At 45.8% G+C, this 26,339-nt stretch carries 23 protein-coding genes; 13 read left to right on the forward strand and 10 right to left on the reverse strand.

Features of this window, described 5'->3' with window-relative positions:
• Nucleotides 1-14 precede the first annotated feature (14 nt).
• Nucleotides 15-644 (reverse strand): DNA-3-methyladenine glycosylase, encoded by a 630-nt coding sequence (locus tag AC1RNB_RS03315; RefSeq protein ID WP_493080684.1) that lies wholly within the window; start codon nt 642-644, stop codon nt 15-17.
• A 51-nt stretch (nt 645-695) separates the two neighbouring features.
• Between AC1RNB_RS03315 and AC1RNB_RS03320 the strand changes: the two genes are divergently transcribed.
• Together AC1RNB_RS03320 and AC1RNB_RS03325 are read left to right on the forward strand one after the other, a co-directional pair.
• The gene (locus AC1RNB_RS03320; RefSeq protein ID WP_493080686.1) at nt 696-1,460 is read left to right on the forward strand and encodes an EI24 domain-containing protein; all 765 of its coding nucleotides are present in this window, start codon (nt 696-698) and stop codon (nt 1,458-1,460) included.
• Between the two features lie 25 nt (nt 1,461-1,485).
• Nucleotides 1,486-2,187, forward strand: a complete 702-nt coding sequence (locus AC1RNB_RS03325) for an SAM-dependent methyltransferase (protein WP_493080688.1) — start codon at nt 1,486-1,488, stop codon at nt 2,185-2,187.
• 60 nt (nt 2,188-2,247) lie between these two features.
• On the opposite strand, the gene AC1RNB_RS03330 is transcribed toward AC1RNB_RS03325, so the two are convergent.
• Nucleotides 2,248-2,634 carry a DUF8785 domain-containing protein gene (locus AC1RNB_RS03330; protein WP_493080689.1) on the reverse strand — a complete coding sequence of 129 codons (387 nt, stop codon included), beginning with the start codon at nt 2,632-2,634 and terminating at the stop codon, nt 2,248-2,250.
• A complete protein-coding gene (locus AC1RNB_RS03335; protein ID WP_493080690.1) occupies nt 2,634-3,995 on the reverse strand; it encodes a M20/M25/M40 family metallo-hydrolase in 1,362 nt (453 codons plus the stop codon). Before AC1RNB_RS03335 ends, AC1RNB_RS03330 begins: the two co-directional genes overlap by 1 nt.
• A 137-nt stretch (nt 3,996-4,132) precedes the next feature.
• On the opposite strand from AC1RNB_RS03335, the gene bshA reads away from it, so the two are divergent.
• Complete coding sequence (bshA, locus tag AC1RNB_RS03340) at nt 4,133-5,278, forward strand: N-acetyl-alpha-D-glucosaminyl L-malate synthase BshA (RefSeq protein WP_493080692.1); 1,146 nt, start codon at nt 4,133-4,135, stop codon at nt 5,276-5,278.
• Between the two features lie 35 nt (nt 5,279-5,313).
• On the opposite strand, the gene AC1RNB_RS03345 is transcribed toward bshA, so the two are convergent.
• Nucleotides 5,314-6,510: an aspartate aminotransferase family protein gene (locus AC1RNB_RS03345; RefSeq protein WP_493080694.1), complete on the reverse strand. Its 1,197-nt coding sequence runs from the start codon at nt 6,508-6,510 to the stop codon at nt 5,314-5,316.
• Nucleotides 6,511-6,621: 111 nt separating this feature from the next.
• Between AC1RNB_RS03345 and AC1RNB_RS03350 the strand changes: the two genes are divergently transcribed.
• Nucleotides 6,622-7,161, forward strand: coding sequence for a gamma carbonic anhydrase family protein (locus AC1RNB_RS03350; protein ID WP_493080696.1), 540 nt, complete (start codon nt 6,622-6,624; stop codon nt 7,159-7,161).
• Between the two features lie 27 nt (nt 7,162-7,188).
• A complete protein-coding gene (locus AC1RNB_RS03355) occupies nt 7,189-7,665 on the forward strand; it encodes a hypothetical protein (protein ID WP_493080698.1) in 477 nt (158 codons plus the stop codon).
• Between the two features lie 6 nt (nt 7,666-7,671).
• Here AC1RNB_RS03355 and rsgA read toward each other — a convergent pair whose 3' ends face one another.
• Nucleotides 7,672-8,598 (reverse strand): ribosome small subunit-dependent GTPase A, encoded by a 927-nt coding sequence (gene rsgA, locus AC1RNB_RS03360; protein WP_493080700.1) that lies wholly within the window; start codon nt 8,596-8,598, stop codon nt 7,672-7,674.
• 149 nt (nt 8,599-8,747) lie between these two features.
• Between rsgA and ubiE the strand changes: the two genes are divergently transcribed.
• The 7 genes from ubiE (at nt 8,748) to AC1RNB_RS03395 (ending at nt 16,749) form a co-directional block, all read left to right on the forward strand.
• Nucleotides 8,748-9,491, forward strand: coding sequence for a bifunctional demethylmenaquinone methyltransferase/2-methoxy-6-polyprenyl-1,4-benzoquinol methylase UbiE (ubiE, locus tag AC1RNB_RS03365; protein WP_493080702.1), 744 nt, complete (start codon nt 8,748-8,750; stop codon nt 9,489-9,491).
• Nucleotides 9,464-10,186, forward strand: a complete 723-nt coding sequence (porT, locus tag AC1RNB_RS03370) for a type IX secretion/gliding motility protein PorT/SprT (protein ID WP_493080704.1) — start codon at nt 9,464-9,466, stop codon at nt 10,184-10,186. The genes ubiE and porT overlap by 28 nt, the downstream gene beginning before the upstream one ends.
• Nucleotides 10,187-10,359: 173 nt before the next feature.
• Nucleotides 10,360-11,700 carry a dihydroorotase gene (locus AC1RNB_RS03375; RefSeq protein ID WP_493080706.1) on the forward strand — a complete coding sequence of 447 codons (1,341 nt, stop codon included), beginning with the start codon at nt 10,360-10,362 and terminating at the stop codon, nt 11,698-11,700.
• A 91-nt stretch (nt 11,701-11,791) separates the two neighbouring features.
• Nucleotides 11,792-13,105, forward strand: a complete 1,314-nt coding sequence (locus AC1RNB_RS03380; protein ID WP_493080708.1) for a MutS-related protein — start codon at nt 11,792-11,794, stop codon at nt 13,103-13,105.
• Nucleotides 13,106-13,134: 29 nt separating this feature from the next.
• On the forward strand, nt 13,135-14,325 hold the full coding sequence (locus tag AC1RNB_RS03385; RefSeq protein WP_493080709.1) for a DUF3179 domain-containing (seleno)protein: 1,191 nt from the start codon (nt 13,135-13,137) through the stop codon (nt 14,323-14,325).
• A 6-nt stretch (nt 14,326-14,331) separates the two neighbouring features.
• Nucleotides 14,332-15,096: a cupin domain-containing protein gene (locus AC1RNB_RS03390; protein ID WP_493080711.1), complete on the forward strand. Its 765-nt coding sequence runs from the start codon at nt 14,332-14,334 to the stop codon at nt 15,094-15,096.
• Between the two features lie 111 nt (nt 15,097-15,207).
• Entirely contained in the window at nt 15,208-16,749 is a 1,542-nt protein-coding gene (locus AC1RNB_RS03395; RefSeq protein WP_493080713.1) for a YifB family Mg chelatase-like AAA ATPase, read from the forward strand.
• 87 nt (nt 16,750-16,836) lie between these two features.
• Here the strand turns inward: AC1RNB_RS03395 and AC1RNB_RS03400 are convergent, their stop codons facing one another.
• From AC1RNB_RS03400 to AC1RNB_RS03420, 5 genes are all read right to left on the reverse strand, one after another.
• Nucleotides 16,837-18,333 (reverse strand): hypothetical protein, encoded by a 1,497-nt coding sequence (locus AC1RNB_RS03400; protein ID WP_493080715.1) that lies wholly within the window; start codon nt 18,331-18,333, stop codon nt 16,837-16,839.
• A gap of 39 nt (nt 18,334-18,372) precedes the next feature.
• Nucleotides 18,373-19,629 carry a tetratricopeptide repeat protein gene (locus AC1RNB_RS03405; protein WP_493080716.1) on the reverse strand — a complete coding sequence of 419 codons (1,257 nt, stop codon included), beginning with the start codon at nt 19,627-19,629 and terminating at the stop codon, nt 18,373-18,375.
• A 308-nt stretch (nt 19,630-19,937) separates the two neighbouring features.
• Nucleotides 19,938-20,846 carry a phosphate/phosphite/phosphonate ABC transporter substrate-binding protein gene (locus AC1RNB_RS03410; RefSeq protein WP_493080718.1) on the reverse strand — a complete coding sequence of 303 codons (909 nt, stop codon included), beginning with the start codon at nt 20,844-20,846 and terminating at the stop codon, nt 19,938-19,940.
• Between the two features lie 118 nt (nt 20,847-20,964).
• Nucleotides 20,965-23,394, reverse strand: coding sequence for a glycoside hydrolase family 95 protein (locus AC1RNB_RS03415; protein ID WP_493080720.1), 2,430 nt, complete (start codon nt 23,392-23,394; stop codon nt 20,965-20,967).
• Nucleotides 23,395-23,544: 150 nt separating this feature from the next.
• On the reverse strand, nt 23,545-23,910 hold the full coding sequence (locus AC1RNB_RS03420) for a CoA-binding protein (RefSeq protein WP_493080722.1): 366 nt from the start codon (nt 23,908-23,910) through the stop codon (nt 23,545-23,547).
• Nucleotides 23,911-24,488: 578 nt separating this feature from the next.
• On the opposite strand from AC1RNB_RS03420, the gene AC1RNB_RS03425 reads away from it, so the two are divergent.
• Complete coding sequence (locus tag AC1RNB_RS03425) at nt 24,489-26,336, forward strand: outer membrane protein assembly factor BamB family protein (RefSeq protein ID WP_493080724.1); 1,848 nt, start codon at nt 24,489-24,491, stop codon at nt 26,334-26,336.
• Nucleotides 26,337-26,339 lie beyond the last annotated feature (3 nt).

Genomic DNA, 26,339 nt, shown 5'->3' on the forward strand with positions numbered 1-26,339 from the left:
AAATCGTTGCCTTTTCAGGAACGTTTGCCACTAACCCAGTTACTGTCTTTTATAATAAACCGATATGGCAAAGCTGCATCTTCACCCGCATAATCTACGCCAATTCTCGGTGTTGCCATTATCTGCGATGGCTTAGGTATAAATTCATCAGCAGCGATAAACAGTTCCTTTTCCTGCAGACTAACACCACTATGTTCCGTTCGGATACCCATAGCTTTGGTCAAATTCCCCGGGCCACGGGTTAAAGAAAAATCAAGTTTCATTTTCCGGGTACGTTCTAACATATATTCCACTCCCGCCAAAGGCTCCAACGCCCTGATCAGCACCGCATGGGGTATGTCTGCCTCGTTGGTAACCACATTGAATAAATGATGGATCCCATAACACAGATATACATAAGATACACCACCCGGTGCATACATGATCTCCGTGCGGTCTGTACGGCGTCCATTCCATGCATGTGAGGCTTTATCAACGATCCCGTTATATGCTTCGGTCTCTACAATACGTCCAGCCGTGATCCTTCCCTCATTGGCAGTAACCAATACCTTACCCAGTAAGGTTTTGGCCACCGTACACACATTTTTCTGCCGGTAGAATGATATGGGCAATTTATCATCAAGCCAGGTCGTTATAGCATTCATACCCATAAAACTAAGGATTGTGTTAACTTTACCACACTAAACCTATCCGCTTTGCTGAAAGAAATGATCATTGGCATACAGGCATTTTTCCGGGCTCACCGGTTCATACAGCAGCATAAACTGTGGAAATGGATCCTGATTCCCGGTATCATCTATGCTACCCTGTTTGCCATTGGCATGTACTTTTTCAGCTCAACTTCCACTGAATTCTTTGAGTGGATGAGTTACCGTACCGGGCTGTCAAGCTGGTTAAACCGGTTAAACAACAGTTTTCTGGGTTTCCTTTTTATCATGGGCAACCTGCTTTTATGGCTTATCCTGATGCTGTTCTATTTCTCCCTCTTCAAATATGTATTTCTGATCGTGGGCTCCCCGCTTTTCGCTTACCTGAGCGAGAAAACAGAAGCAATCATCGAGGGCAAGGACTTCCCGTTCAGCTTTACACAATTATTGAAGGATATCAAAAGAGGGATTGTAATAGCTGCGAGGAACAGTCTCTGGCAAACGGTATATACCCTTTCTATTTTATTGTTGAGTCTAATCCCCTTGATAGGCTGGTTAACGCCCATACTTGCCGTACTGGTAGAATGTTATTATTATGGTTTTTCCATGCTGGACTACAGTATGGAAAGACATAAACGCACACCGGCAGAAAGCATTTTCTTTATAGGTAACCACAAAGGACTGGCCGTAGGTAACGGACTGATTTTTTACATGATGCACCTGGTACCCGTTGTGGGTTGGGTATTGGCGCCGGCCTATTCAGTGATTGCGGCTACCTTAAGCATCTATCCTTTAAAGCAGGCGGAGAAATAATACCTCTAAACGTTAAGCATATCTTATGAGTTCCGGCAAAGTATACCTGATTCCTACCGTATTACATGAAGACGCGCTGGAAACCATTCCCGCTTATCTGCTGGACGCCGTGAAAGATTGTTCCGTATTTTTTGTGGAGAACGAAAAAACAGCGCGCCGTTTTTTAAAAAAACTCTGGCGCGAAATGGTGATCGATGATTACCAGTGGTTCGCCATTCACAAAGCGGAAGATGCCGTTAAAGCACAGTTTCTGCAGGCATTAAAAGCCGGTAAACATATCGGGATCATCAGTGAAGCTGGTTGCCCGGGTGTAGCCGATCCAGGACAAATTTTAGTAGAAACTGCCCAGCAGTCCGGCGCAATGGTAAAACCCCTGGTAGGACCCAGCTCCATCCTGCTCGCATTAATGGCCAGTGGTATGAACGGACAGTGTTTCCAGTTTCATGGATACCTGCCGATAGATTCGCTGGAAAGGAAAAAGAAAATACGGGAACTGGAAGCCGATTCGCAGAAAAGGAACTGTACCCAGTTATTTATTGAAACCCCTTACCGGAATAATCCCCTTATTAAAGACATCCTCGACAGCTGCCGCGAAGAAACGCGCTTATGCATTGCCGTTGATATTACCGCCCCATCTGAAACCATCCGCACCCGTTCTATAAAACAGTGGAAACAACAGGTACCGGATATTCATAAAAGACTGGCGATATTTTTATTGCATGGGTGATTGCGAGTAGTCAGTAGTGAGTGGTCAGTGTTTTACTTCCTATTGACTACTCACCACTCACTACTTCGGTTTCACCACCGATTCTCCCGGCAATCCCCTCACTTCATAAATACTGTCAACAATAAATTTCTGCATGCCCCGCCAGGGCAGGGAGCCGAAATACTGGTGGTAATGAACATTCACTTCCCTGCCTGAAACCTGGAGTAATTGCTGTGCTACATTTTCTTTGGTTACACTGAACGAGAATTCATTGCTCTGTACATTGGCTTTAAAGCCGCTCAGGATAATTTTGCCTTCATAGGTTTTGAAAAGGATCCCTTTTTTCTGAAAGATGTTCAGCGTACCCGCCTGCGTACCTTCTGCCAGTACAAAATAAAACCGCCAGTAACAGAAGATGATCAATACTACCAGTACGATAGCACTTACAGACCAAAGAATCTTTCTCATTATAAACCGTATTTGTCTACAAGGTAGATTAATCCCGCCATGTTAACGGCTCCCAGCATTAATTCGCGCTTGTTTACATTTTCAAATACATCGCTGCGGGCATGGTGTATATCGAAATAACGCTGCGGATCAGGGAGCAGTTCTCCTACAGGTATGCCGAATGTGCGGTTCAGCGGGCCAATATCTGCCCCACCCCCATCTGCTGTTATCTCAAAAGATCCATAAGGAGAAAGCAGTGGAATCCAGCTACGCAGTTTCTCCATTTGTTCTTTGCTGGCCTGGATAGAGAACCCTCTTGGCGTAAAACCGCCGGCATCACTTTCCAGTGCAAACACATGTTTTTCGCCCTTCGCTTTTGCCTCGGCCGCATATTTGCTTCCACCGCGCAGCCCGTTTTCTTCATTGGCAAACAAAACAAAGCGGATAGTATGTTTGGGTTTATAGCCGATGGCTTTCATGGCGCGCATCACTTCTATGGTATGTACTATGCCGGTGCCATCGTCGTGTGCTCCTTCATTTACATCCCAGCTATCCAGGTGACCACCAACCGTAATGATCTGGTCTGGAAATTCAGTGCCGGTTAATTCACCAATCACATTATGACCGATGGTATCGGGTAGAAAATGCCCGTTGGTGGTCATCGACAGTTTCATAGAACCGGTTTTACTCATGGCCCATACCTCATCCGCATCTCTCGGTCCCACGGCAATAGCCGGGATCTTGGGAAAAGAATCGATATATGCCATACCACCTGTATGCGGATCATTGGCGGTAGATTCGGTTAATGAGCGGATCATCACCCCCACCGCTCCATATTTGGCGGCTCGGCTGGCACCCCAGCGGCGGTAAATTCCTGCTTCGCCATACGAAACAAAGGGTTTGATATTGGTGGGATTGAAGCCGTTGTTATAGTAAACGATTTTGCCTTTTACCTCATCCTTTCTTTTCTCCAGCTCATCAAAATTGGCAACCGCCAGTAATTCGCCCGTAACGGTTCCACTGCCGAGCGAATTGCCCAGCGCCAGTACATCCAGTTTACGGTTGGCTTTCTTTTTGTTGATCTCTATCAGGCTGGCCTGATCCTGTCCGCCCCGAACCCAATGCGGGATCATACACTCCTGCAGGTACACTTTATCCGCTCCCTGCTGTTCCATGGTAACCTTACCCCACTGCACCGCTTTGGCAAACTGGGGCGAGCCGGATAACCTGCCGCCAATGTCTTTGGTAAGCTGGCGAAGCAGGTCGTAAGCGGTACCGTTACGTAATATCTCGTCTGAGAGCTGTTTGATCGTGGCCTCATCGCCCGATTGGGCCATACTTACCAGTGGTAAGAAGAGTAAGGCTATGGAGAGTTTTTTCATAACGCTAAAGTTAACCATTTGTGGTATTTGAACAAGAGGGATAAACGGAAAGCTGTTATGGAGAAAAAATGGTTACTTGCAATACAATTGGCTGGCCGGGGGGCAGTTTCTGCGGCTATCCTGAAATTTATTTTTGTATGCGTATAGGCATTGTTTGTTACCCCACTTTTGGTGGTAGTGGCGTTTTGGCCACAGAGCTGGGCAAGGCTTTGGCCGATGAGGGACACGAAGTGCACTTCATCACTTATCAACAGCCAGTTCGTTTAAATGTGTTTAATGCGAATATTTTTTACCATGAAGTAAGGGTACCCACTTACCCGTTGTTTGATTATCCGCCTTACGAAGTGGCACTGGCCAGTACCATGGTGGATGTAATCATGAACCATGATCTAGACCTGCTGCATGTACACTATGCCATCCCACACGCATCTGCCGCCTATATGGCCAAGCAGATCGTAAAAACCAAGAATGGACGTAATGTACCGGTGATCACCACCCTGCATGGTACTGATATTACACTGGTTGGTAAAGACAAAACCTATGAACCCGTAGTCACTTTCTCCATCAACGAGAGCGATGCTATCACGGCTGTATCGCAGAACCTGAAAGACGAAACCTACAAATCATTCGCCATTCATAAAGAGATAGAAGTGATCCACAATTTTGTAGATGTGGCACGTTTTAATAAAAAACCGATCGATGCTTTTCGTAAAGTGATCGCGCCTGCCGGCGAAAAAATACTGATACACGCTTCCAACTTCCGGAAAGTAAAAAGAGTGGATGATGTAATTCATGTTTTTGCAGCCGTTCGCAAAGAAATGCCAGCCAAACTATTGATGGTGGGCGACGGTCCGGAAAGACATACCGCCGAAGAAATGGGCCGCGCGCTCGGTCTGGAAGAAGATATCCGTTTTCTGGGCAAACAGGAGCAGATGGAAGATATCCTGGCTGTAAGCGATGTGTTTGTGCTGCCTTCTGAATATGAAAGTTTCGGTCTGGCAGCGCTCGAAGCCATGGCAGCCAGAGCCGTAGTGATCAGTACCAACGCAGGCGGTTTATCTGAAATCAATATTCAGGGACAAACCGGTTTCATGGCCGATGTAGGAGATGTGGCCGGTATGAGCCGTTATGCTATAGACCTTTTGAAAGATGACGCTAAACTGGCTGAAATGAAAGAAGCCGCTTATAAACAGGCTTGCCGTTTTGATATCAAGAACATCATTCCTCTGTATGAAAAATTATATAGCAGGTTTTGCAGGATGGATACCTGTAAGGTTAATTAGTAATTGAAGGGCGAGGCTTGTTAGAATACCTGATTTCAATGTTCATTTTTGATTATCTCATCAATACTTCTCAGGATGGTAGCGCAAACTTCTGTTAGTTCTGCTTCTGTGATGATCAGGGGTGGGGCAATACGTAAACGGTCGGGGGCAAATACAAACCAGTCTGTGATCAATCCATTTCGTACACACTGATGAACCACAGACTGCGCCAGTTTTTCGGAAGCAAATTGCAATGATATCCACAACCCACAGTGCTGCCGGGAGATGATCGCGGGATGAACGAGCTGTTTCAGCAGTACTGTTTCTTTTTCACTCACGGATTTGATATAATTCCCATCCAGCAATACTTCCAGTGCCGCTTTACCGGCAGCACAAGAAACCGGGTGACCACCAAATGTGGTGATATGCCCCAATACAGGATCGTAAGTAAGGGTATGCATCATACGCTGGCTGGCTATAAAAGCACCCAGTGGCATGCCTCCACCCAGGGCCTTGCCCAGCAAGAGAATATCCGGCACAATGCCCATTTGTTCAAAAGCCCAGAGCGAACCCGTACGGCCAAAACCGGCCTGGATCTCATCCAGAATCAATAACACACAATGCGCATCACATTTTTGACGGATAGCCTGCAACCATTCTTTGGAAGGAGCGGTAATACCACTTTCTGCCTGCACCGTTTCTACCATCACACAGGCGGTGCGTGAGTCGATCTCAGACAGCACTGCATCATCATTGTAATCATAATGATATACATCCGGCAACAATGGACGAAAAGCATTACGCCAGTACTCATCTCCCATCACACTTAACGCACCTTGTGTACTGCCATGGTAAGCTTTGTTAAAAGCGATGATCTTTGACCGGCCCGTAACCCTTTTGGCCAGTTTCATAGCTCCCTCGGTGGCTTCGGCCCCGCTGTTCGTGAAGTAAACACAGTTTAATGAGGGCGGTAACAGATCTGTCAGCAGTTTGGCATAAGTGATCTGCGGCGATTCAATAAACTCACCATACACAATCAGGTGCATATACTGTGCCGCCTGCTCCTGCACCGCTTTGACCACTTTGGGATGAGAGTGACCGATATTACATACACTGAAACCCGCAATCAGGTCCACATACTTTTTCCCATCCTTATCCCACAGATAGATCCCCTCCGCTTTTACCATTTCAATACCGATGGGTGCGGGAGATGTTTGTGCGATATGACTGAGAAATAATTGTTTGTTATTCATTTGGGTGGGCTGCTGACCGATTTTAAAAAGGGTAATTGCTTAATTCTTGTAATAAAGTTACCTTCATTTCACAAAACTGTCAACTTAGTACTGCATTAAACTTCTACCCTTATGGCACTGATACTTTCTGTTCTCGGTAAACACCCTCAATTCGGCGAAAATTGTTTTGTGGCACCCAATGCTACAATTGTTGGCGATGTGGTCATGGGTGAAGATTGTAGTGTATGGTTCAATGCCGTGATCCGGGGCGATGTAAACTCGATCAGAATGGGCAATAAAGTAAATGTGCAGGATGGTGCCATTATCCATTGTACCTACCAGAAAAATGCTACCGTCATCGGTAATAATGTATCCATCGGTCATAACGCCATGGTACACGGCTGTACCATCCAGGATGATGTATTGATTGGCATGGGTGCTATCGTCATGGACCGCTGTATTGTGCACAAAAACTCCATCATTGCGGCAGGTGCCGTGGTACTGGAAGATACGGTGGTAGAAGCGGGCAGCATTTATGCCGGGGTGCCCGCCAGAAAAGTAAAAGATATTTCGCAGGAGCTGGTACATGGCGAAATAGACCGCATCGCCAATAACTATGTGAAATACGCCTCCTGGTTCAGCGAAAACAATGATGCCCCCGGAGCAAAATAATCACTCATCATTCAACCACTGTTTTGCATGAAATGGATCGCTGCGCTGCTGGTTCTGTTACACATGGGTATGCCGGTATCTTCCGATCATCTGAAAGATACTACCCATCCCCTGCCTTCATTTCTGCAGCCGGAATCGAAGAAAATTATACTGGGTTATTTTGACGACGCCGTTATACCCGGACAGCTAAAATATGACTGCGCAGAGCGGTACGCATTTGATACCCTCGCTTTCCGCCAGCATAAGATGGTACTTTTTACAAATCTGAATGATACAACGATTTTAAAGATCAACGGACAAACCCTGTTCTTTCACAAAATGCAAACCGAAACAAAGGGCAAACAGACCACCATGCTTTTTTCGGGACATGGTTATACGATCCGCTTTCAATCAACAGAAATCAGGAGGATAGATCTCGAATATTTCATCAAAACAGCTACACTGGAGATCAGGAGAGGAAAGGAGAAAAAGACTTACCAGTTACTGGGCTATTACGACTGTTGAAGCGATTTAATACAAATACTCTTCAATGGTATCGAGAATGGTTAAATAACTCGCGTACCTGTCTACCGAAACCGTCCCCGCATTTACCGCCGCTTTTACCGCACAACCAGGTTCATTAATGTGCATGCAGTTATTAAACTGGCAATCATTGATCAATACCCTCATTTCGGGGAAAAAATGAGAAAGTTCCTGTTTGGGAATATCTACCAGCCCAAACTCACGTACACCGGGTGTATCAATGATCTGTCCGCCACCATCCAGATCAAACATTTCTGCAAAAGTGGTGGTATGCAGGCCTTTCCCACTCCAGCCGCTCACTTCCTGCGTGCGCAGGTTAAACCGGGGAAATACGGCATTGATGAAAGTAGATTTACCCACGCCGCTATGGCCACTGAGCAAAGTGGTCTTATCTTTTAATAAAGATTTTACTTCATTTACGCCCTGCCCGGTTTGTACACTGGCCAACACAACTTTATAGCCAATTGTTTCATAGATCTCTTTCAACAGCTCAAACTTCTCCATTTCTTTTTTCTTATAGAGATCCGCTTTATTGAATACGATAATGGCGGGGATATGATAGGATTCGCAGGAGATCAGGAAGCGGTCTATAAAACCCTGTGAGGTTTTGGGTTCTTTTAAAGTGGCAAACAGGATGCTTTGGTCAAGATTGGAAGCAATGATATGATGTTGGCGCTTGTTGTGCGGCGATACCCGGGCCACATAGTTCTTACGGTCGTAGATCCGGTCGATCATGGCCGATTCTTCCTGCACGTCTTCGATCACCATTTCTACCTCATCGCCCACGGCAATGGGATTGGTGGAAGTGATCTCATCGATCTTGAAAATTCCCTTGATACGGGCATTATACAGTTTCCCGTCTGCCGCTTTGGCCACATACCAGGAACCGGTTGATTTATAAATGCGCGCTCTCATAGAACTACGAAGATAATGAGGCCAAAATCATCTACAGCGGAAAAGAAACCCGCTTCCGGGTCAAATTTTGCGAAATATTAACCCGCTGGCGGGCCCAAACCCCTGAACACAAAGGTGCAGGCAGCAGAAATTCAATATCTTCGCTCTCTATGGCGAAATTTGCGCACGATGAGGTAGTTCCTTACCAACACAGCCAGCAGGAGAAGAAAGAGCAGGTAGCGGATATGTTTAACAGCATTGCTTACCGCTATGATTTTATGAACCGTTTCCTGAGTGTGGGTATTGATGTGTGGTGGCGGAAAAAAGCGATCAGCCAGCTCAAAAGCCTGGCACCCAAACAGATCCTGGATGTAGCCACCGGAACCGGAGATGTAGCCATACTTACCTGGAGTATGCTGCACCCCGAAAAGATCACCGGCATTGATATTTCGGAAGGGATGCTGGAACTGGGAAGGAAGAAGATTGAAAAACTGGGGCTGTCCGGTAAAATAGAACTGCAGAAAGGCGATAGTGAAGTGATCCGTTTTGAAGACAATCGTTTTGATGCCATCACCGTAGCTTTCGGCGTCCGTAATTTCCAGAACCTCGAAAAAGGGTTACAGGAAATGCACCGTGTATTAAGGCCCGGCGGTAAACTGGTGGTACTGGAATTCTCGAAAGCAGATGCAGGTATTTTATCGGTATTGTTCAATTTTTACATGAACAAAGTAACCCCCGCCATCGGAAAATTATTTGCAAAGAACAAAGACGCATACCAATACCTGAACGATAGTGTTCAAGCCTTTCCCGAAGGACAAACTTTTTTAAACATCATGAATGAAGCAGGATTTACCCAAACTTATTTGAAAAAACTCAGTTTCGGAATATGCACTATTTACTGCGGAAGCAAGTAATCCTGTCATTCATTGTTATTCTTCTCTGTGCCTCTCAAGTGTCTGCACAAAAGGAGATTTATCGTCGTAACCACGACGATCTGGTCTATTATTTCGGGCTTACCCTCGGTTATAATTACTCCTTTCTGCATATCAACAAAGCACCTAATTTTCTGCAGAACGATACCATTATGTCTGCCGAACCCGGCTCCAGTGGCGGTATTGCCATGGGATTGATGGCCACGGCGCGGTTAAGCGATCACTGGCAGATACGCGCTAATCCGCAGCTGATCATTGGCGGATCCAAATACATTGCCTACACTCTCAGCAAAACCAAACCGGGCGAAGCTTCTTTTCAGAACCAGACACTACCCTCCACACTGGTCAGTTTCCCGTTTCAGCTAAAATTCAACTCCGATCGTATCGGCAATTTCAGAACTTACCTGCTGGGAGGGATCAAATTCGATTCAGACCTTTCCAGTAACTCTACTGCCCGTAACGTGGATGATATCATCAAGATCAAAAAAAATGATATTGGTTTTGAGCTGGGCGTGGGTTTTAATTTTTACCTGCCTTTTGTTACTATCTCGCCCGAGATCAAGATCAGCAATGGGTTAACCAATATTCACCAGGTAGATCCCAACCTAAAATATTCCCGCGTCCTCGACCAGATCCTCTCGCGCATGATCGTTTTTTCGATCCATTTTGAGGATTGAGGGGGGAGCCGTGAGTCGTGAGTGGTCAGTCGTGAGTATTAACCCTGACCACTGCACTGTCCATCTTATATCCCTCAACACTCCCTACTCCCTACTCCCTACTCACTACTGACGATTCACGATTGACCATTGACAATTCACGATTTCTTCCCCTTATTTAATAAATTGCAACTATGAGAACATATATCCTGAAAGATGCCTGCATCGTGAATGAGGGAAAACAGGTTCACACGGACCTGCTGATCAAGAACGGTAGAATCGAAAAGATGGCAGACAGCATCAGCCTCAAAGAGAACAGTAGTGAGATCATTGCTACCGGTCAGTACCTGTTACCGGGGGTGATAGATGACCAGGTGCATTTCCGGGAACCGGGACTTACACACAAAGCCACCATCTACACCGAAGCCAAAGCGGCTGTTGCCGGTGGTGTTACAGCTTTTATGGAAATGCCGAATACCAGTCCGCCCGCTTTTACCCATGCGTTACTGGAAGATAAATATGAGATCGCACGCAATACCTCACTGGCCAACTACTCTTTTTTCATGGGCACTTCGAACGATAACCTGGAAGAGGTACTCAGAACCAATGAAAAGAAACAGCAGATCTGTGGCGTAAAAATATTCATGGGTTCATCCACTGGTAATTTACTGGTGGATAATCCCCTGGTACTGGAAAAGATCTTTGCGGGAACCGAACTGCTGATTGCTACACATTGTGAGGATGAAGCCATCATCAAAGCCAACCTGCAGGCACTGAAAAGCCGCAAGGCCAAACTGGAACCATCCGATCATCCCATCATCCGTAATGAGGAAGGATGTTTTGAATCTTCGTTCCGCGCCATCCAGTATGCCAAGAAATTCGACAGCCGCTTGCACATACTGCACATCAGCACAGAAAAAGAATTACAGCTGTTCAGTAATATGCGTCCACTGGCAGAGAAAAGAATTACAGCCGAAGTGTGTGTGCATCACCTGCATTTTACCAGCGATGATTATGCAACACTGGGTAACCAGATCAAATGTAACCCTGCCATCAAAGCCCCGCATAACCGCAAAGCTTTGTGGGAAGGATTGCTGGATGACAGGCTGGATATCATTGCCACCGATCATGCCCCGCATACCTGGGCAGAGAAACAGGAAGACTATGAACATGCACATGCCGGTCTGCCGCTGGTACAACATTCGCTGCAACTGATGCTGCATTATGTAAAAGAAGGAAAGATCAGTATTGAGAAAGTAGTGGAAAAAATGAGCCATGCCGTAGCCACCTGCTTCCAGATCAAAGAACGCGGTTATATCCGCGAAGGTTACCATGCCGATCTGGTACTCGTAAACATGCACCAGCCCAATACGGTAACCAAGGAAAATATTCTCTACAAATGCGGCTGGAGCCCCCTCGAAGGTTTTCATTTCCCTGCATCTGTTACGCATACCTTTGTAAACGGACACCTTGTTTATGGAAACGGGGTGTTTGATGAATCACAACAAGGAATGCGGATGCAGTTTGAGAGATAATAGGGTTTGGAGTTAGAAGTCTGGAGTCGGCTGCTTTCTCAACAATCCCTAACTTCAGGCTCCTAACTCCAGACTCCAAACTTACAATCATATGCAGGTAGACAAAACCACCCTCGCCGATCTCTCGATCTTTCACAGTGAAGAGGAGCAATCTGTTTTTCACCACCTGAACCATACGCAGACCAATGGCGGACGGGAATACCTGCGCTATATACTGGCGCATCCCCTGCATACTATTTCAGATATACTGGATACCCAGCAAACCATTCAGCAGTTAGGAAAAGTGTCGGAAGAATGGCCCATTAAGGTAACCAATGGTAACATTATGGTGATCGAGCGGTTCTATGAAACGCAACTGAATGCTTTTGCCCGGCACCCGAATAGAGTCAATAGTCTGCTGTATAAAATATTTAATGCCCCAGACTATTCATTGATCAGATACACTGTGGAACATGCCATTGACTTCATCCAGGGCATGCAGAAGATTGTAGATTTATTGCAGGAACAAATCCTGAGCCGTCAATTATCCATCTGGGTAACCCGGATGAAGATGCTGCTGAACAAAGCGGCATTGCAGGAATTGATGCAGGAAGACAAAAAAGCACTTGCCCCGGAGCAGATATTGTATTATGGCGGTTTTATCCGCGATCATTTCAAAAACCAGAGCGCCGAACTGGTAGAGATCTACAGCCGGTTAGATGCCTATATGAGTCTGGCCCGGGCCTGCCAGGAATACCAATACAGTTTTCCGGAAATCACAGAAAGCAAAGAGCCCTTCATTAAAGCCATCGGCCTGCACCATATGTTATTGCAGACGCCGGTTTCGTATGATATTGAACTGACAAAAGACAGAAACTTTCTGTTTCTCACCGGTGCAAATATGGCCGGTAAAAGTACTTTCATCAAAGCCGTGGGCGTTGCTGTGTACCTTGCACACCTGGGACTGGCAGTGCCTGCACAGCAGATGCAGCTGAGTTTATTTGATGGGTTACTGAGTAATATACAGGTGGTAGATAATATCATTAAAGGTGAAAGTTTCTTCTTTAATGAAGTACAACGCATCAAAAATACCATCGAAAAAATCAGCGATGGCAAAAACTGGCTGATCCTGATAGATGAACTCTTCAAGGGTACCAACCAGCAGGATGCTGTTAAATGCAGCATAACCGTGATCGAAGGCCTGCGTAAAATGCAGAATGCACTGTTTGTGCTCTCTACCCATTTATACGAGATAGGCGATGACCTGCGCAAATACGGCAATATCCAGTTTCATTATTTTGAAACGGCTGTAGAAGATGACCAGCTGGTATTCAGTTACCAGTTAAAGCAGGGCATCAGTAACGACAGGCTGGGATACCTGATCCTGAAAAAAGAAGGCGTGGTGGCCCTGTTGGAGAAATTATAAGTATCTTACCGGTAAACCAGTGCCCGCGTATGAAAAAGTCTGTCTGGCTTATTCTTGGCCTTTTCTTTCTCATTGCCATAGAAATCCTGAAGGTTTATTTTATCATGCCCTTCCCCGGCAGCCAGCAAACCCAATCCATTTCATTCGCTTATTTTCTGCATAATAATATCTGGTGGTTACGTATTGCAGGCCTTGTCATCATCGTTGGCCCCTTATTGAACTCTTTATCCAAAGGCCGCGTTTGGCAGAAGACCTTGTTGGTTCTGATCATCCTGTTATACGGATTTGTTTATTATCTCTTTAATTTCCGGTTTCTGGCAGATAAGATGTTTAAACAGCCCCAGCAGAAATTATTTGTACCCGCAGTGTCAGATACTACCCAAAAAGACAAACTTATCTTGGGCGTAGTCATTAACAACCAGGCACGGGCTTATCCGATCGATATTATCGGTTACCATCATCATATAAAAGATACACTCTCGCAACAGACCATCCTGGTTACATATTGTACCGTCTGCAGAACAGGGCGTGTATTCAGTCCGTTTGTAAATGGAAAAGAAGAAACCTTCCGCCTGGTAGGAATGGATCATTTCAACGCCATGCTGGAAGATGCCACTACCCAAAGCTGGTGGCAGCAGGCTACCGGGCAGGCCATATCCGGCAAACGGAAGGGGCAGCAGCTAACAGAACTGCCATCTGCACAAATGAGCCTTCGCGATTGGCTTGCTCTCTATCCACAATCAGAGATCTTACAGCCAGACACCTTATTCAACAGGCAATACGCTGAACTGAAAGGTTATGACGAAGGAACCATCAAAGGCAAACTGGAACACAGAGACTCTGCTTCCTGGCAATTCAAATCATGGGTAATCGGTATCAGTTACAATAAACAGGACAAAGCATACGACTGGAATACACTGGTCAAACAAAAACTAATCGAAGATTCTATTCCCGGAGCATCGCTTTTGATCACCATCGAAGACAACTACAAAACATTTTATGCTTTGAACAGAAAACTGAACAACCGGAATTTCAATTTTATCAAAAGCAGCACAGCCGGGCAATTAGAAGACCTGCAAACACATTCTATCTGGAAACCCAACGGCACCTGCCTATCCGGGCCCATGGCCGGACAGCGCCTGCAGCCTGTACAGGCTTACCAGGAATTCTGGCATTCGTGGAAACAATTCCATCCCAATACCATCGTGTATAAAAATTGATCTTTTATGAAGTTATTTTCTGTTTTACTATTACTGGTTACCAGCACGAATGCCTGGTCGCAGCCCTTACCTTCTACAGTTTTTTATTGGAATAAGGCAGCTGTTCAGTCTACAGCCAATGGCACAACCCGAACTATTTTCTCCGGCGCCGGTGCTATACTTGCCAAACACCAGGTAACAGGCATCAGTATCCATCCCAGAAAAACCATCAGTTATCCATCCAACACTAATGGCGATGAACTTTTTTTCATCGTCAAAAACGGTCCGGTAACTGTTCACCTCAACAACCAGCATACCCAACTGGATCGGGGATCGGTGGTGGTGGTGCTACCCGGCGATGAAGTAAGCATTGAAAACAATAGTGACAAAGAAGCAGAAGTTTACGAAATGCGCTACCGTTCTGTGGCTGCACCCGATGCAGCGAGAGGCAAAAAAGCCGGTGCTTCATTTGTGATGAACTGGAAAGACATGGTATTCAAACCCCACGACAAAGGTGGTGTTCGCCAGTTATTCGACAGGCAGACAGTAATGTTCAACCGGTTCGACATTCATGTTACTCAATTAAATCAGGGCTTAAAAAGCCACGATCCGCATACCCATAAAAACGAAGAGATCATTTTAATGCTCGAGGGCAATGCGGAAATGCAGATCGGCACCGATCACCAGAAAGCCAACCCGGCCGATGTGGTATTACTGGGTTCAAATGTGCTACATAACCTGAGTAATATCGGTAATACACCCTGCCTGTATTTTGCTATTCAATGGAACTAGGGCAATAGAGACAGAGGTAGTTCCGCGTCTGAATTCATAGAGAATCAGGTATAAATACGCTATTACAGCTCGGTCAACCGGCTTATCTTGCCGGTTAAAGAAAGCCCACACATGCTGGTAAAAACCTTTGGTAGTGCCGTATACGGTGTAGAAGCCATCAATATCACCATTGAAGTAAATGTTAGCATGGGGCAACACTATACCATTGTGGGGCTACCCGATAATGCCGTGCGCGAAAGTCTGCAACGAACCGAAAGTGCCATCAAAACCAATCACTATTTTATGCCACGCACCAAGATCGTGGTAAACCTGGCACCGGCCGATATCCGTAAAAGCGGCTCCGCATTTGATTTGCCCATTGCGCTGGGTATATTGGGTGCCAGCGAACAACTGGCCCAACCCCAACGCCTGAAGAACTATGTGATCATGGGCGAGTTGAGTCTTGATGGAACCGTGCAACCTATCAAAGGAGCCCTACCCATTGCCATTCAGGCCCGCAAAGAAGGTTTTACCGGTCTGATCGTTCCCAAAGCCAACGAAAGGGAGGCGGGTATGGTAAACAACCTCGAAGTTTACGGCGTAGAACACCTCACCGATGTGGTTCGTTTTTTTGAAGATGAAAACAGCCTGCAACCGGTAATCGTAAACACACGCGAAGAATTTTTCAGCAACCAATATGATTTCGATATTGATTTCAGCGAAGTAAAGGGACAGGAAAATATCAAACGCGCCATGGAAATTGCTGCGGCGGGTGGACATAATGCGATATTGATCGGTCCGCCCGGTGCCGGAAAAACCATGCTGGCCAAACGATTACCCACCATACTGCCGCCACTGAGTTTACAGGAAGCACTGGAAACCACCAAGATCCACAGTGTGGCGGGTAAACTGCCCGAGAACAGTGCACTCATCAACAAACGCCCCTTTCGTTCGCCGCACCATACTATTTCTGATGTGGCATTGGTGGGTGGTGGTGGTACCCCACAGCCCGGCGAAATTTCGCTGGCGCATAATGGTGTGTTATTTCTGGACGAGTTACCCGAATTTAAACGCACGGTGCTGGAAGTAATGCGCCAACCGATGGAAGAAAGAAGGGTCACTATTTCGCGCGCCAAAATGGCCCTCGATTTTCCGGCCAATTTTATGCTGATCGCTTCTATGAATCCATGCGCCTGCGGGTTTTATAATCATCCTGAAAAAGATTGTACCTGCCCGCCGGGGGCCGTACAGAAATACCTCAACAAAGTTTCCGGTCCCTTACTTGATCGGATTGATCTGCATGTAGAAGTAACCCCCGTTGCCTTCAGTGAACTGAGCAGCCAGCAGCCAACAGAACCTTCTGCTGCCATCCGGGAGCGGGTAATCAAAGCGAGAGACATCCAGGCGGAAAGGTACCAGGCGCATCCGGGTATCTATGCCAATGCCCAAATGAGCAGTAAACAGCTCCGCGAGATCTGTGTGATCAGTACCGTGGGTGAGAATTTATTGAAGAAAGCGATGGAACGCCTAAACCTTAGTGCGCGGGCCTATGACCGCATCTTAAAAGTAAGCCGCACTATTGCAGACCTGGCTGGCAGTGCAGATATTAAACCCGAACATCTGGCGGAAGCGATACAGTTCAGGAGTTTGGATAGGGAGGGGTGGGCGGGGTAATAAGGAGATATGTTAGTCAGGCGACCAACAACAGCGGAGAAAAAGTGTTGAACAATTAAGATATCGAATCACTGTTGATAATACATCTTAATTACCCGGAATACAATCCCTGAATTGATTCAGAGTTGCCTCAATATGCATCTGCAAACCCATGGCAGCCCTGGTTTCCTGGCCACTTACTTCACGCAGTTGCCTGATACGCTGGTAACTAAGCCACCAGTCGGTCGCATTATAGATCATATCAGTAGCAAACTGGCCATACGTAACATAAGGGATCTTATTGGTAAACCCTTTCAGATTTTTCAGAAAATGGGAAGCGAGTATTTTTTCAATAGCTTTTCCTGCCGCAAACTGACCCGCGTCTATTTCTGCAAAACCCCCGTCGTTCAGCATTTGTGTTACAGTACTATCCTGCAGTATCTGCTGGTAAACTGTATCTGTTTCTGCAATCTTTGACACCCCTGCCTGAACCGCATCCCTGAAAAAAGCATCATATTCCACTGCATCTTTGAACTCAGCTACCTCTTTTGCCAGGTGATTGGCAGTAAAGACCCGCTGATTCAGTACCCCCATATACTTATCAAAATCTACTCCCTTCGCTCGCAGCGCCTCTTCGTTCTTCAGCAGCCTGATCCTGATATTTTCGGCCTGTACCCCCTTGAGAGAAATATTGCTCAGAAACTTACTGAACAGTAATTCAAAACCGGAAGTAGCTGCATTCCATAACGCATCGGTATTTTTTTGCTTCCACTCCATCAGCTCTTTTTGCGTAGTGAGTATGGTCTTGTGAAATTTATCCCGTTGGGTCAGGTAATTATTCAACCTTGCCTGCAGTTTATCACAGGGCAGATTTTTAGGCAGCGGGGCTTTAACAGTATTTTTCGCAATCGAATCCGTCAGCCTGGCTATTCTCACACTATCTGCTTTAGCATTCTCCCTGATAAACAGCTCAGCATTGTTGATATCTGCAATAACAGAATCATTGTCTGGATCTATCAGGGTCTTGATCTGCACCGAGTCCATTTTTGTTCCAAAAAAACCGGTACCGGCAGAAACAGTAAGTGTATCATTTACCTGTATACCTCCATCAAACTGGCTACCGGCTCCGGCCCGAAGGGCTTCCATATCTCCATCCAGTTTCTTAATATTCAACCCTGCTGATCCCCCCTGCAATAACTTGTAAGATGACATCAGTTTAAAATAATTAAGATGATCAATCGAGTCTTTGATCTTCTTTTGTAACGCCGCCTCTGCCATTGCCTTTAATTTCTGTTGCTCTGCCAGCAGTTTCTGTTGCTGCTCTTTTTGTTGCTGCTGCTGGTTAGAACTGAATAAGCCGGAAAAAATGCCCTGCAGCAAAGTGCTGGTAACCATCATCTGCATGCTGTTTGAATAACTGGGTGTTATTTTGGAGGGTGTTTTTTTGGGAGCAATATAATACGGACAATTACTGGCATGACCCGAAGCTGCCAGCTGAGCTTCCGTTCTGTTACAATAGGCACAAACCGGCTTGATCTGTTGGGCCAGCACAGATGCAGGCAATAACAGCCAAAACCATACAAGATACACCACAACCTTATGCATAAAAGAACTGTTTGCAGCCGGACTGAACCGGATAGTTGATCAATTTTTCACCTTCAGCTCCCATTCATAGATCTTGTCCTGTGCAGCCCGGATATCCGGCGCATCAGGTGCAAAGCGCATATAACTGTTCATCTGGCTGATCGCGCTTCTGAAATCGCGTATGGTAGCATATAACATGGCCAGGTTAAAACGTGCCAGCGGATAGTACGGGCAAACCGTTAACGCCCGTTGATAGTATTCTATGGCCAGAGGATAATTCTTGTCTTCCACAAAACTGGTAGCCTGTACAGTTAGTTTTCTGATAAACTCAGGAACCGGAGGTTTTACCTTTAATTTAGGATACACAAAATAGTAGCGGCTCATCACTGAATCGAGTAATACCTTACTCTCTTTGTCAAGGCTGGCAGCATAACCCCACGCCACCTGTAGTTTTTCAAACGCTGTATTCAGGTTGATGTCTGCGAGTGATTTCGAGGTAGTGTTAAGTCCTTCCAGGTTTACGGCAATTTCATCCAGTTCTTTTTGCACCCGTTTTCTGCGAAGATCAAGATCAAAATAGTCGAGTTGTTGTTCCCCTTTAAAATAAGTACCGATAGAAAGATCATTTTCTGCCAGCTTATTCAGGATACCGGTTGCTTTGGCCTTCTCTCCCATTTTGGTATAAGAAGCACCCAGGTAAAACTGTTCACGGTAACTCCGGGGATTTTTTTCGAGAAAGGTCTCGTAGTCCTTTGCGGCATCAGCATAACGTCCCAGATCGTAATAACAGCCGGCGCGCCAGGTATATAAGTTAAGATCGGTGGAATTAAACTTTATAGACTGCGAAAAATCTTCTGCAGCTTGTAACTGGTTACCTGCATACAGGTTACACTTGCCCCGGCCCCAGTAACCCATGTAATAGTCGGCAGCTTTTTTATCTGTTTTATCAATAAAAATGGTATAGTCGCCGATAGCCTGGTTATACAAAGACTGCCGCTCTAGAATCACAGCCCGGGTATAATAATATTTCCAGGTTTTTTTTGAGAGACCGATCGCTGTTTCAATATCCGCTCCGGCTTCTATCAGTTTGCCCATTTTGTTATAAACGAGGGACCGCTTTTGATAAATGTCGCCATTCTTAGGCTCGGTTTTCAACGCCTGGGTATAAAAATAAACGGCACTGTCTAATTTACCCTGGTTTTCGGCTACAGAAGCATAATAAGCATTGTTAAAGTAATTGGTATACTTAACAGGTACGCAGGCGGTTTGCAAGAGTGTCAGCAGGATAAATGTGACAACCAGATTAACGCTTTTCATACGGAAAGATTTAAAAGTGAAAGCGATTAATATGTGTACACGATGGCAAAGAACCTTTGCTAAGGGTATATATATTTTCTATACAAAGTTTACTGAAAATCAGCAACTTTACCAAAGACATTGGTCATTGTTTGGCGGGATTTTTTCAACTATTTCTTATTGTTGATTATACCTGAAAGGGCTGTTTTTGTTAGTTTTTAAGATGCGAATTCTTAATTCGGAAACGCACTTGATTAGTTCACCATTATTGGTTGCCTGACTACAGGTGTTCGCCCGAACAACAACGGCGGAGAACTTTGCAAAAAGTTTCAATTCGCAAACAGTTTCAAGATTTTTTGCATCGTCTGCTGATCGCCCAACTGGCGGGTAAGAGTTTCATAATAACCCGGTTTTAGCGGGATATAATATTCCGCCTGTTTGGCCTCGCTCCAGCCATTTTTGACCGATTCCAGCGTAGCGGGTTCTGTGGTATGCAAGGCAAGTAAGAGACGATTGATAGTTGCTTTGGTTGCTGTAGAAAGCCGGTTATGCAGCAACACCGGCCCCAACGGAATCTCAGGCGAATACCAGAGCAATTTTACCTTGGCAGCTCTGACCGGATCTTTCAGTAATGCCAGGTATTCAGTACTGCCCATGGCAGCTACAATATTTGGGGTAGTGGAAGCCAGCACAGAATCCATCGTAGACTTATGATTGCCACCATACACCACAGCAGCAAAGTCTTTTTCCGGATCTTTTAATCCCACAGCACTTAGGGCCAGTCTGGGCACCAGGTTACCGGAAGTAGAACCTATCGCTACCAGCATCAGCTTGGTTGTACCAGCTACAGTGGATATGTGAGCTAAAGTATCAACCGGAAAACCTGTCGGTGCTACAATCGCAGTTTTATAATTATCCTGCGCGCCGTCTTTTACTTTCAGCACCACACTGGGTTGCATGGCATAAGCGCTTGTGGCAGACTCGAGCAGCAGGTAACCAAATGTATTGATCAGTGCAATATCCACTTCATTGTTGCGGATACCATCAATAAAAGCATGAACGGTGGGATAACTTTTTACGGCTACGGGCACGCCCAGCTCTTTACTCAGGTGGGTTGCCAGCGGTTGTATATTGGCGAGGCGATTATTGGTGGCATATTGGTAAGTAGCGAGTACCAGGGTTTGCGCCTGCATAGACACGACAACAAACAGGCCTATCAGCAATAAAAATTTTTTCATAAGAGAATAAAAGATAAATAGAAACGTCAAAACTAATTTTTACCATCGCTCCCATTCATTCAATTTGTATAAACGGTCATAAACACTTTTTGAAAGTTTTAAAACTTTCAAAAAGTGTTTAATCTGCTTGTTTTGTAACCAATACACCTGCTTCATTCAGTTTTTCCCTTCTCTCCTTACCCTGGTAGATCCAGTTCACCATTGTGCCGGGCTTGCCTTTCACTTCCAGGCGGGTTAATTTTCCATCTGCCCATTTCATCGCTATTTCCCATCCACCCCTGGCTTTTAATCCTTTGATCTCACCTGTGGGCCAGGCAGCAGGTAAAGCAGGTAGTATTTCTATTTTGTTTGGAGTGGATTGCAGTAACATTTCTGCCACGGCTGCCGCCCCCCCAAAATTTCCATCGATCTGAAACGGTGGATGCGCATCAAATAAATTGGGATACGTACCGCCACCCCGCTGGTAATTCACTTTTACATTATCGGGCTCTACATATTTCAATAACTCGCGGTACATTTTGTACGCATGGTTACCATCTTTCAGCCTTGCCCATAAATTAATGCGCCAGCCTTTCGACCAACCGGTGGTTTCATCGCCCTTGATCTCGAGTGTGCGTTTAGCGGCATTGGCAAATTTGGGTGTCAGATCAGTGGTGATATGTGTACCGGGATATAATCCAAACAAATGACTCTGGTGCCGGTGTTTCGGATCCGCATCCTCCCAATCGTGGTACCACTCCTGCAGGTTGCCGTTTTTACCTACCTGGTAAGGATATAGTTTCACCAGGGCTTTTTCTAGTTGTTGCTGAAAAGCGGGATCTGTATGTAATATGTTTTGTGCAGCTACCAGGTCAAGAAACAATTCCCTGATCATACTTAGATCTGCCGTACCCCCATATAAAGTGGCCCCTCTGAAACCGGAAGGCGTTTTGTAATAATTCTCGGGTGAAGTAGACGGTGATGTGATATAGTTTCCCTTATCGTCTTCTACCAGCATGGCCAGACAGAACTCTGCAGCCCCCTTCATTAACGGATAGGCTTTCTCTGCCAGAAATTTTTTATCCTGCGTAAAAACATAATGCTCCCACAAATGGGTAGAAGCCCATACGCCACCCATATTCCAGTTGGCCCATTCCGGATTGCCGTTGCCAAAATCTCCTACGGGATTGGTCATGGCCCAGATATCAGAATTGTGGTGACAGGCCCAACCCGGAGCATTGTAAAAAGTTTTGGCCGTGATGCGTCCTGTTTTTTCGAGGTTCTCAATAAAGCTGAGAAACGACTGGTGCATTTCAGACAGGTTGGTATTCTCTGCCAGCCAGTAATTTTCTTCTGCATTAATATTCATGGTATAGTTACTGCTCCATGGCGGTTGTATATGCGGGTTCCACAATCCCTGCAGGTTGGCCGGAACACCTTTTGTACGCGAGCTGCTGATGAGCAGGTAACGGCCAAACTGGAAATACAGGGTTTCGAGATAGGGATCCGCTTCACCTTTGCTGTATCTGCGTAAACGTTCATCAGTGGGCAGGTTCACCAGATCCTTTTCACTCAGCTTCAGCGATACCCTTTTGAAAAAAAGCTGGTAATCTGTCAGGTGTTTCGAGAATAACTGCGTATAATTCTGGCTACTGGCCGCCAGCAGTTGCGCCACAGCTATCTCGCCATCAGGCAAACCCTGTGTAACCGGGTTTTTATCAAACCCATTAAAACTGGTAGCCAGTGAAACATACACGGTGGCTTCGGTTGCGGCGGTAATGGTTAAAGTAGAGTCTGTCTGCGTTATCTTTCCATCCGCTGTTTTAGCCATAATCGTAGATGAGAAGCGGGTACCCCTGTTCTCCACAAACAAGATGGGATTACCAGGCTTACGTACATAATTAGGCTCAGCCCTCACCGGCGCACTGCCACGGAAATGCAGATAGGGTTTGCCCGGAACAGCTTTGTATTGCAGTTTGGAATCGAAGCGGACCGTGAATGACAAAGCCTTGGCCTTTGTTCCTGTAATACGGATCACCATTACTTTATCGGGATACGATACAAAATATTCCCGCTTGATTTTATTTCCATCTGTTTCATACTGAACCGAAGCAAGGGCTTTATCCAGATCGAGGTCGCGGTAATAATGAGAAACATTGTTTGTAGGAAAATCGAGGTAGAGATTACCCAGTGGCGCATAGGATTCTGAAAATTTTCCCTGTATTTTTTTAACCAGTGTATCAGCAGCTGCATAATCATTCCGCTTCAACGCTTCGCGTACCGCGGGTAAATGTTTGTATGCTTCCTTGTTCATATAAGGATCTACCGGCTCGCCAGACCAAAGCGTAATATCATTCAGGTGAATCAGATCTGTTTCTGCACCACCATATACGGTTGCCCCCATCTTACCATTACCGAGCACCAATGCTTCTTCAAAAGCGTTAGCCGCTTTGTTATACCAGAGTTTCATTGGCTGCTGGATAGACTTTGTATTTTTTTGTTGGGCGATAACAGTCGTAACAGCCGCCAGAAAAGTCAGGCTGAAGCATAGCAGAATCGTTTTTCTCATATACAGGCAACGCTGTTGTAAGACAGCGCAACGGAAGTTACTGATTAATGAGAATACAGCCGTTCAGCTTTACGCAAAAATTCTTCATCATCGCAAAGCAGATCATATAGCTATTCCATTAGATTGAATAGCTATCAAAATATCAGGCTGCTAATACTGCCCGGTTCCCAGCAACACCAGCGTACAGGCTTCCAGCGGGGTGATGCCATTTTCTTTGGCGAGATCATACAATTCCCGGTTCTCAGTACCTGGATTGAACACGATACGTTTGGGATGTAACGATACTATATAATCGTAATACTGTTTCTGTAATTCGGGATTCAGATACAGCGTTACCGTATCCACCTCCTTCTCATCCGGATGTGCCGTTATGATACTGGTGTCGCCGATCTTTCCTTCTTTCCGGCCAATAGCCACTACCGGATGCCCATATTTTTTCAGTTTCTCCACGGCGAGGTAACTATATCTTTCTGGATTATCTGACGCTCCCAGTACAATTGTTTTCTTATTAGACATGATTTGTTTTTTTAGATAAATAAAAGGAATGATACCAGGATAAACAACAATAGCCCATACCCAATACAGCAGAAAGTATCAGCAGTATGTATTGCATGTATTCAAAATTAGCAGAACTTATAATGCATATCACAAATAAAACAATCAACACACCCAACCAATAGAAGTACAACAGTTTTCTTATTCGAACAGGAGCATAGTTGAATATACGAACCACCGCACTGAGTAATTGTATGATGCCTAAAGCAATAGGCAAATACATGGCATATATCAACCGGGGGTCTTTGGTGAACATACTTAACAACATAGCTATGCAGAATAGCAGAATTACGATTGACTGAAGGATACTATCTGCAAAAGAAAAGATGATGCGATCCGGAAGTGGTTTACTTCTTTGCATGATGATCTAAAGGTACCTGTATTTCACAGAAAAATTCCTCTGTGTAGCTCCCCATCTCCCAATCTCTGTGTTAAAAATAAACTCGGGCAATTACCGGGTATCGCTTTTCTTCCGCTTGCCATTACAACACTACCCAGAACACATCTGCCAATCCGCAATTCCTTCTTATCTTTCTCCCATGAAAAGAACCCTCCTTTTTACCTGTTTCCTACTTCTGATCCAGGTGTCTTTCTCCCAATGGAAACCCTTCCGTTTTGCCTTTATTTCTGATACCCATATCGGTTCTCCCAACGGTGGAGCAGAGGAAGACCTCCGCAGAACCGTAGCGGATATCAATGCCATGACAGATATCGCCTTTGTAGTCATCACCGGCGATATTACTGAACTGGGTACCAATGCCGAGATCAAACTGGCGAAAGAGATCTTCGACGGATTAAAAGTTCCCTACTATATCATTCCCGGCAACCACGACAGCGGCTGGAGCGAAAGCGGCGGCGTTAGTTTCGGGCAGGTATTTGGTTACGATAAATTCATCTTCGATTACAATGGCATTAGTTTTATTGGTTGTCCTTCCGGACCCTATGTGCGGATGAGTGATGGACATATCCCCCGCGATGCGGTAAACTGGATGGACAAGGAACTGAAAAAACTGGATCCCGAAAAACCGGTGATCTTCCTCAACCACTACCCACTGGATAAGGACCTCGACAACTGGTACGAAGCCATCGACCGCTTAAAACAACACAATACGCTGGCTGCACTCTGTGGCCATGGCCATAGCAACCGCAAACTGAATTTTGAAGGGATCCCTGCTGTTATGGGCCGCTCTAACCTGCGTGCCAAAGCAGCCTATGGCGGATATAACCTGGTAGATGTAAAAACCGATTCAATGATTTTTGCTGAAAGAACACCGGGAATTGCTACCAAAACTGCCTGGGCCGCTGTAAAACTGGAAAAGCACACATACAGTTCCTCCAATGCTTATTATCGCCCATCTTACATGGTAAATGATAGCTTCCCGAATGTAAAAGCCCGCTGGACATTCTCTTCCGAAGCTAATGTGATCTCTACCCCCGCTGTTGCAGGTAAACAAGTGGTTTTTGGTAATAGCCTTGGCAGCGTACAGGCCCTGCGTTTGTCGGATGGAAAAAAGCAATGGTCGTACCAGACCGGTGGTGCCATCTATTCCTCTCCGGCCGTTAACGGCAACCGGGTGGTGCTGGGCTCGGGTGATGGAAGCGTGTATTGCTTTTCTGCGGATAAGGGCAAACTACTCTGGCAGTTCAAAACCGATGCTGCTGTATTGGGATGCCCGCTTATTCACGAGAACAAAGTATATATCGGCGGCAGCGATCATCATTTTCGCTCGCTTGATCTGGAAACAGGTAAAGAAGTATGGTCGTTCAACGGATTGGACGGACCAGTGGTAAGCACCCCTGTTTTTCATAAAGGCCGGATCATTTTTGGTGCCTGGGACAGGAATCTCTACGCACTGGATGCGCTTACCGGAAAACCTGCCTGGCAGTGGAACAATGGCTCGGCTGTTCGTAATTTCTCACCCGCTGCCTGTATACCGGTGATTCATGAAGATGTGGTGTATGTAGTGGCTCCCGACCGCTACCTTACCGCCATCGACTTTTTTACCGGCACCACCCTCTGGCGCAGCAATGAAGCCACCGTGCGGGAATCGATCGGGATCTCAGCGGACGGGAAATATGTATATGGCAAAACCATGAACGATTGGGTGGTGGCCTTCCCTACCGCCCGCGAAAAACAATCCGTAGCCTGGAAAATAGATTGCGGTTTTGGATACGAACATGTACCTTCTATGCTGGTAGAAAAAGAGGGGCTCGTATTTTTCGGGACTAAAAGTGGTAAAGTATATGCCATCGATCCTGTTACCCGTACCCGTGTATGGACCAACAGGATCGATAACTCGATGGTAAATACGGTAAACCCGATCAGCGGTAAACAACTGATCGCTTCTACCATGGATGGAAAAGTAACTTTGCTCGATACCAAATAAGAT

The sequence above is a fragment of the Sediminibacterium sp. GW821-FHT12F12 genome (genome assembly GCF_058806635.1).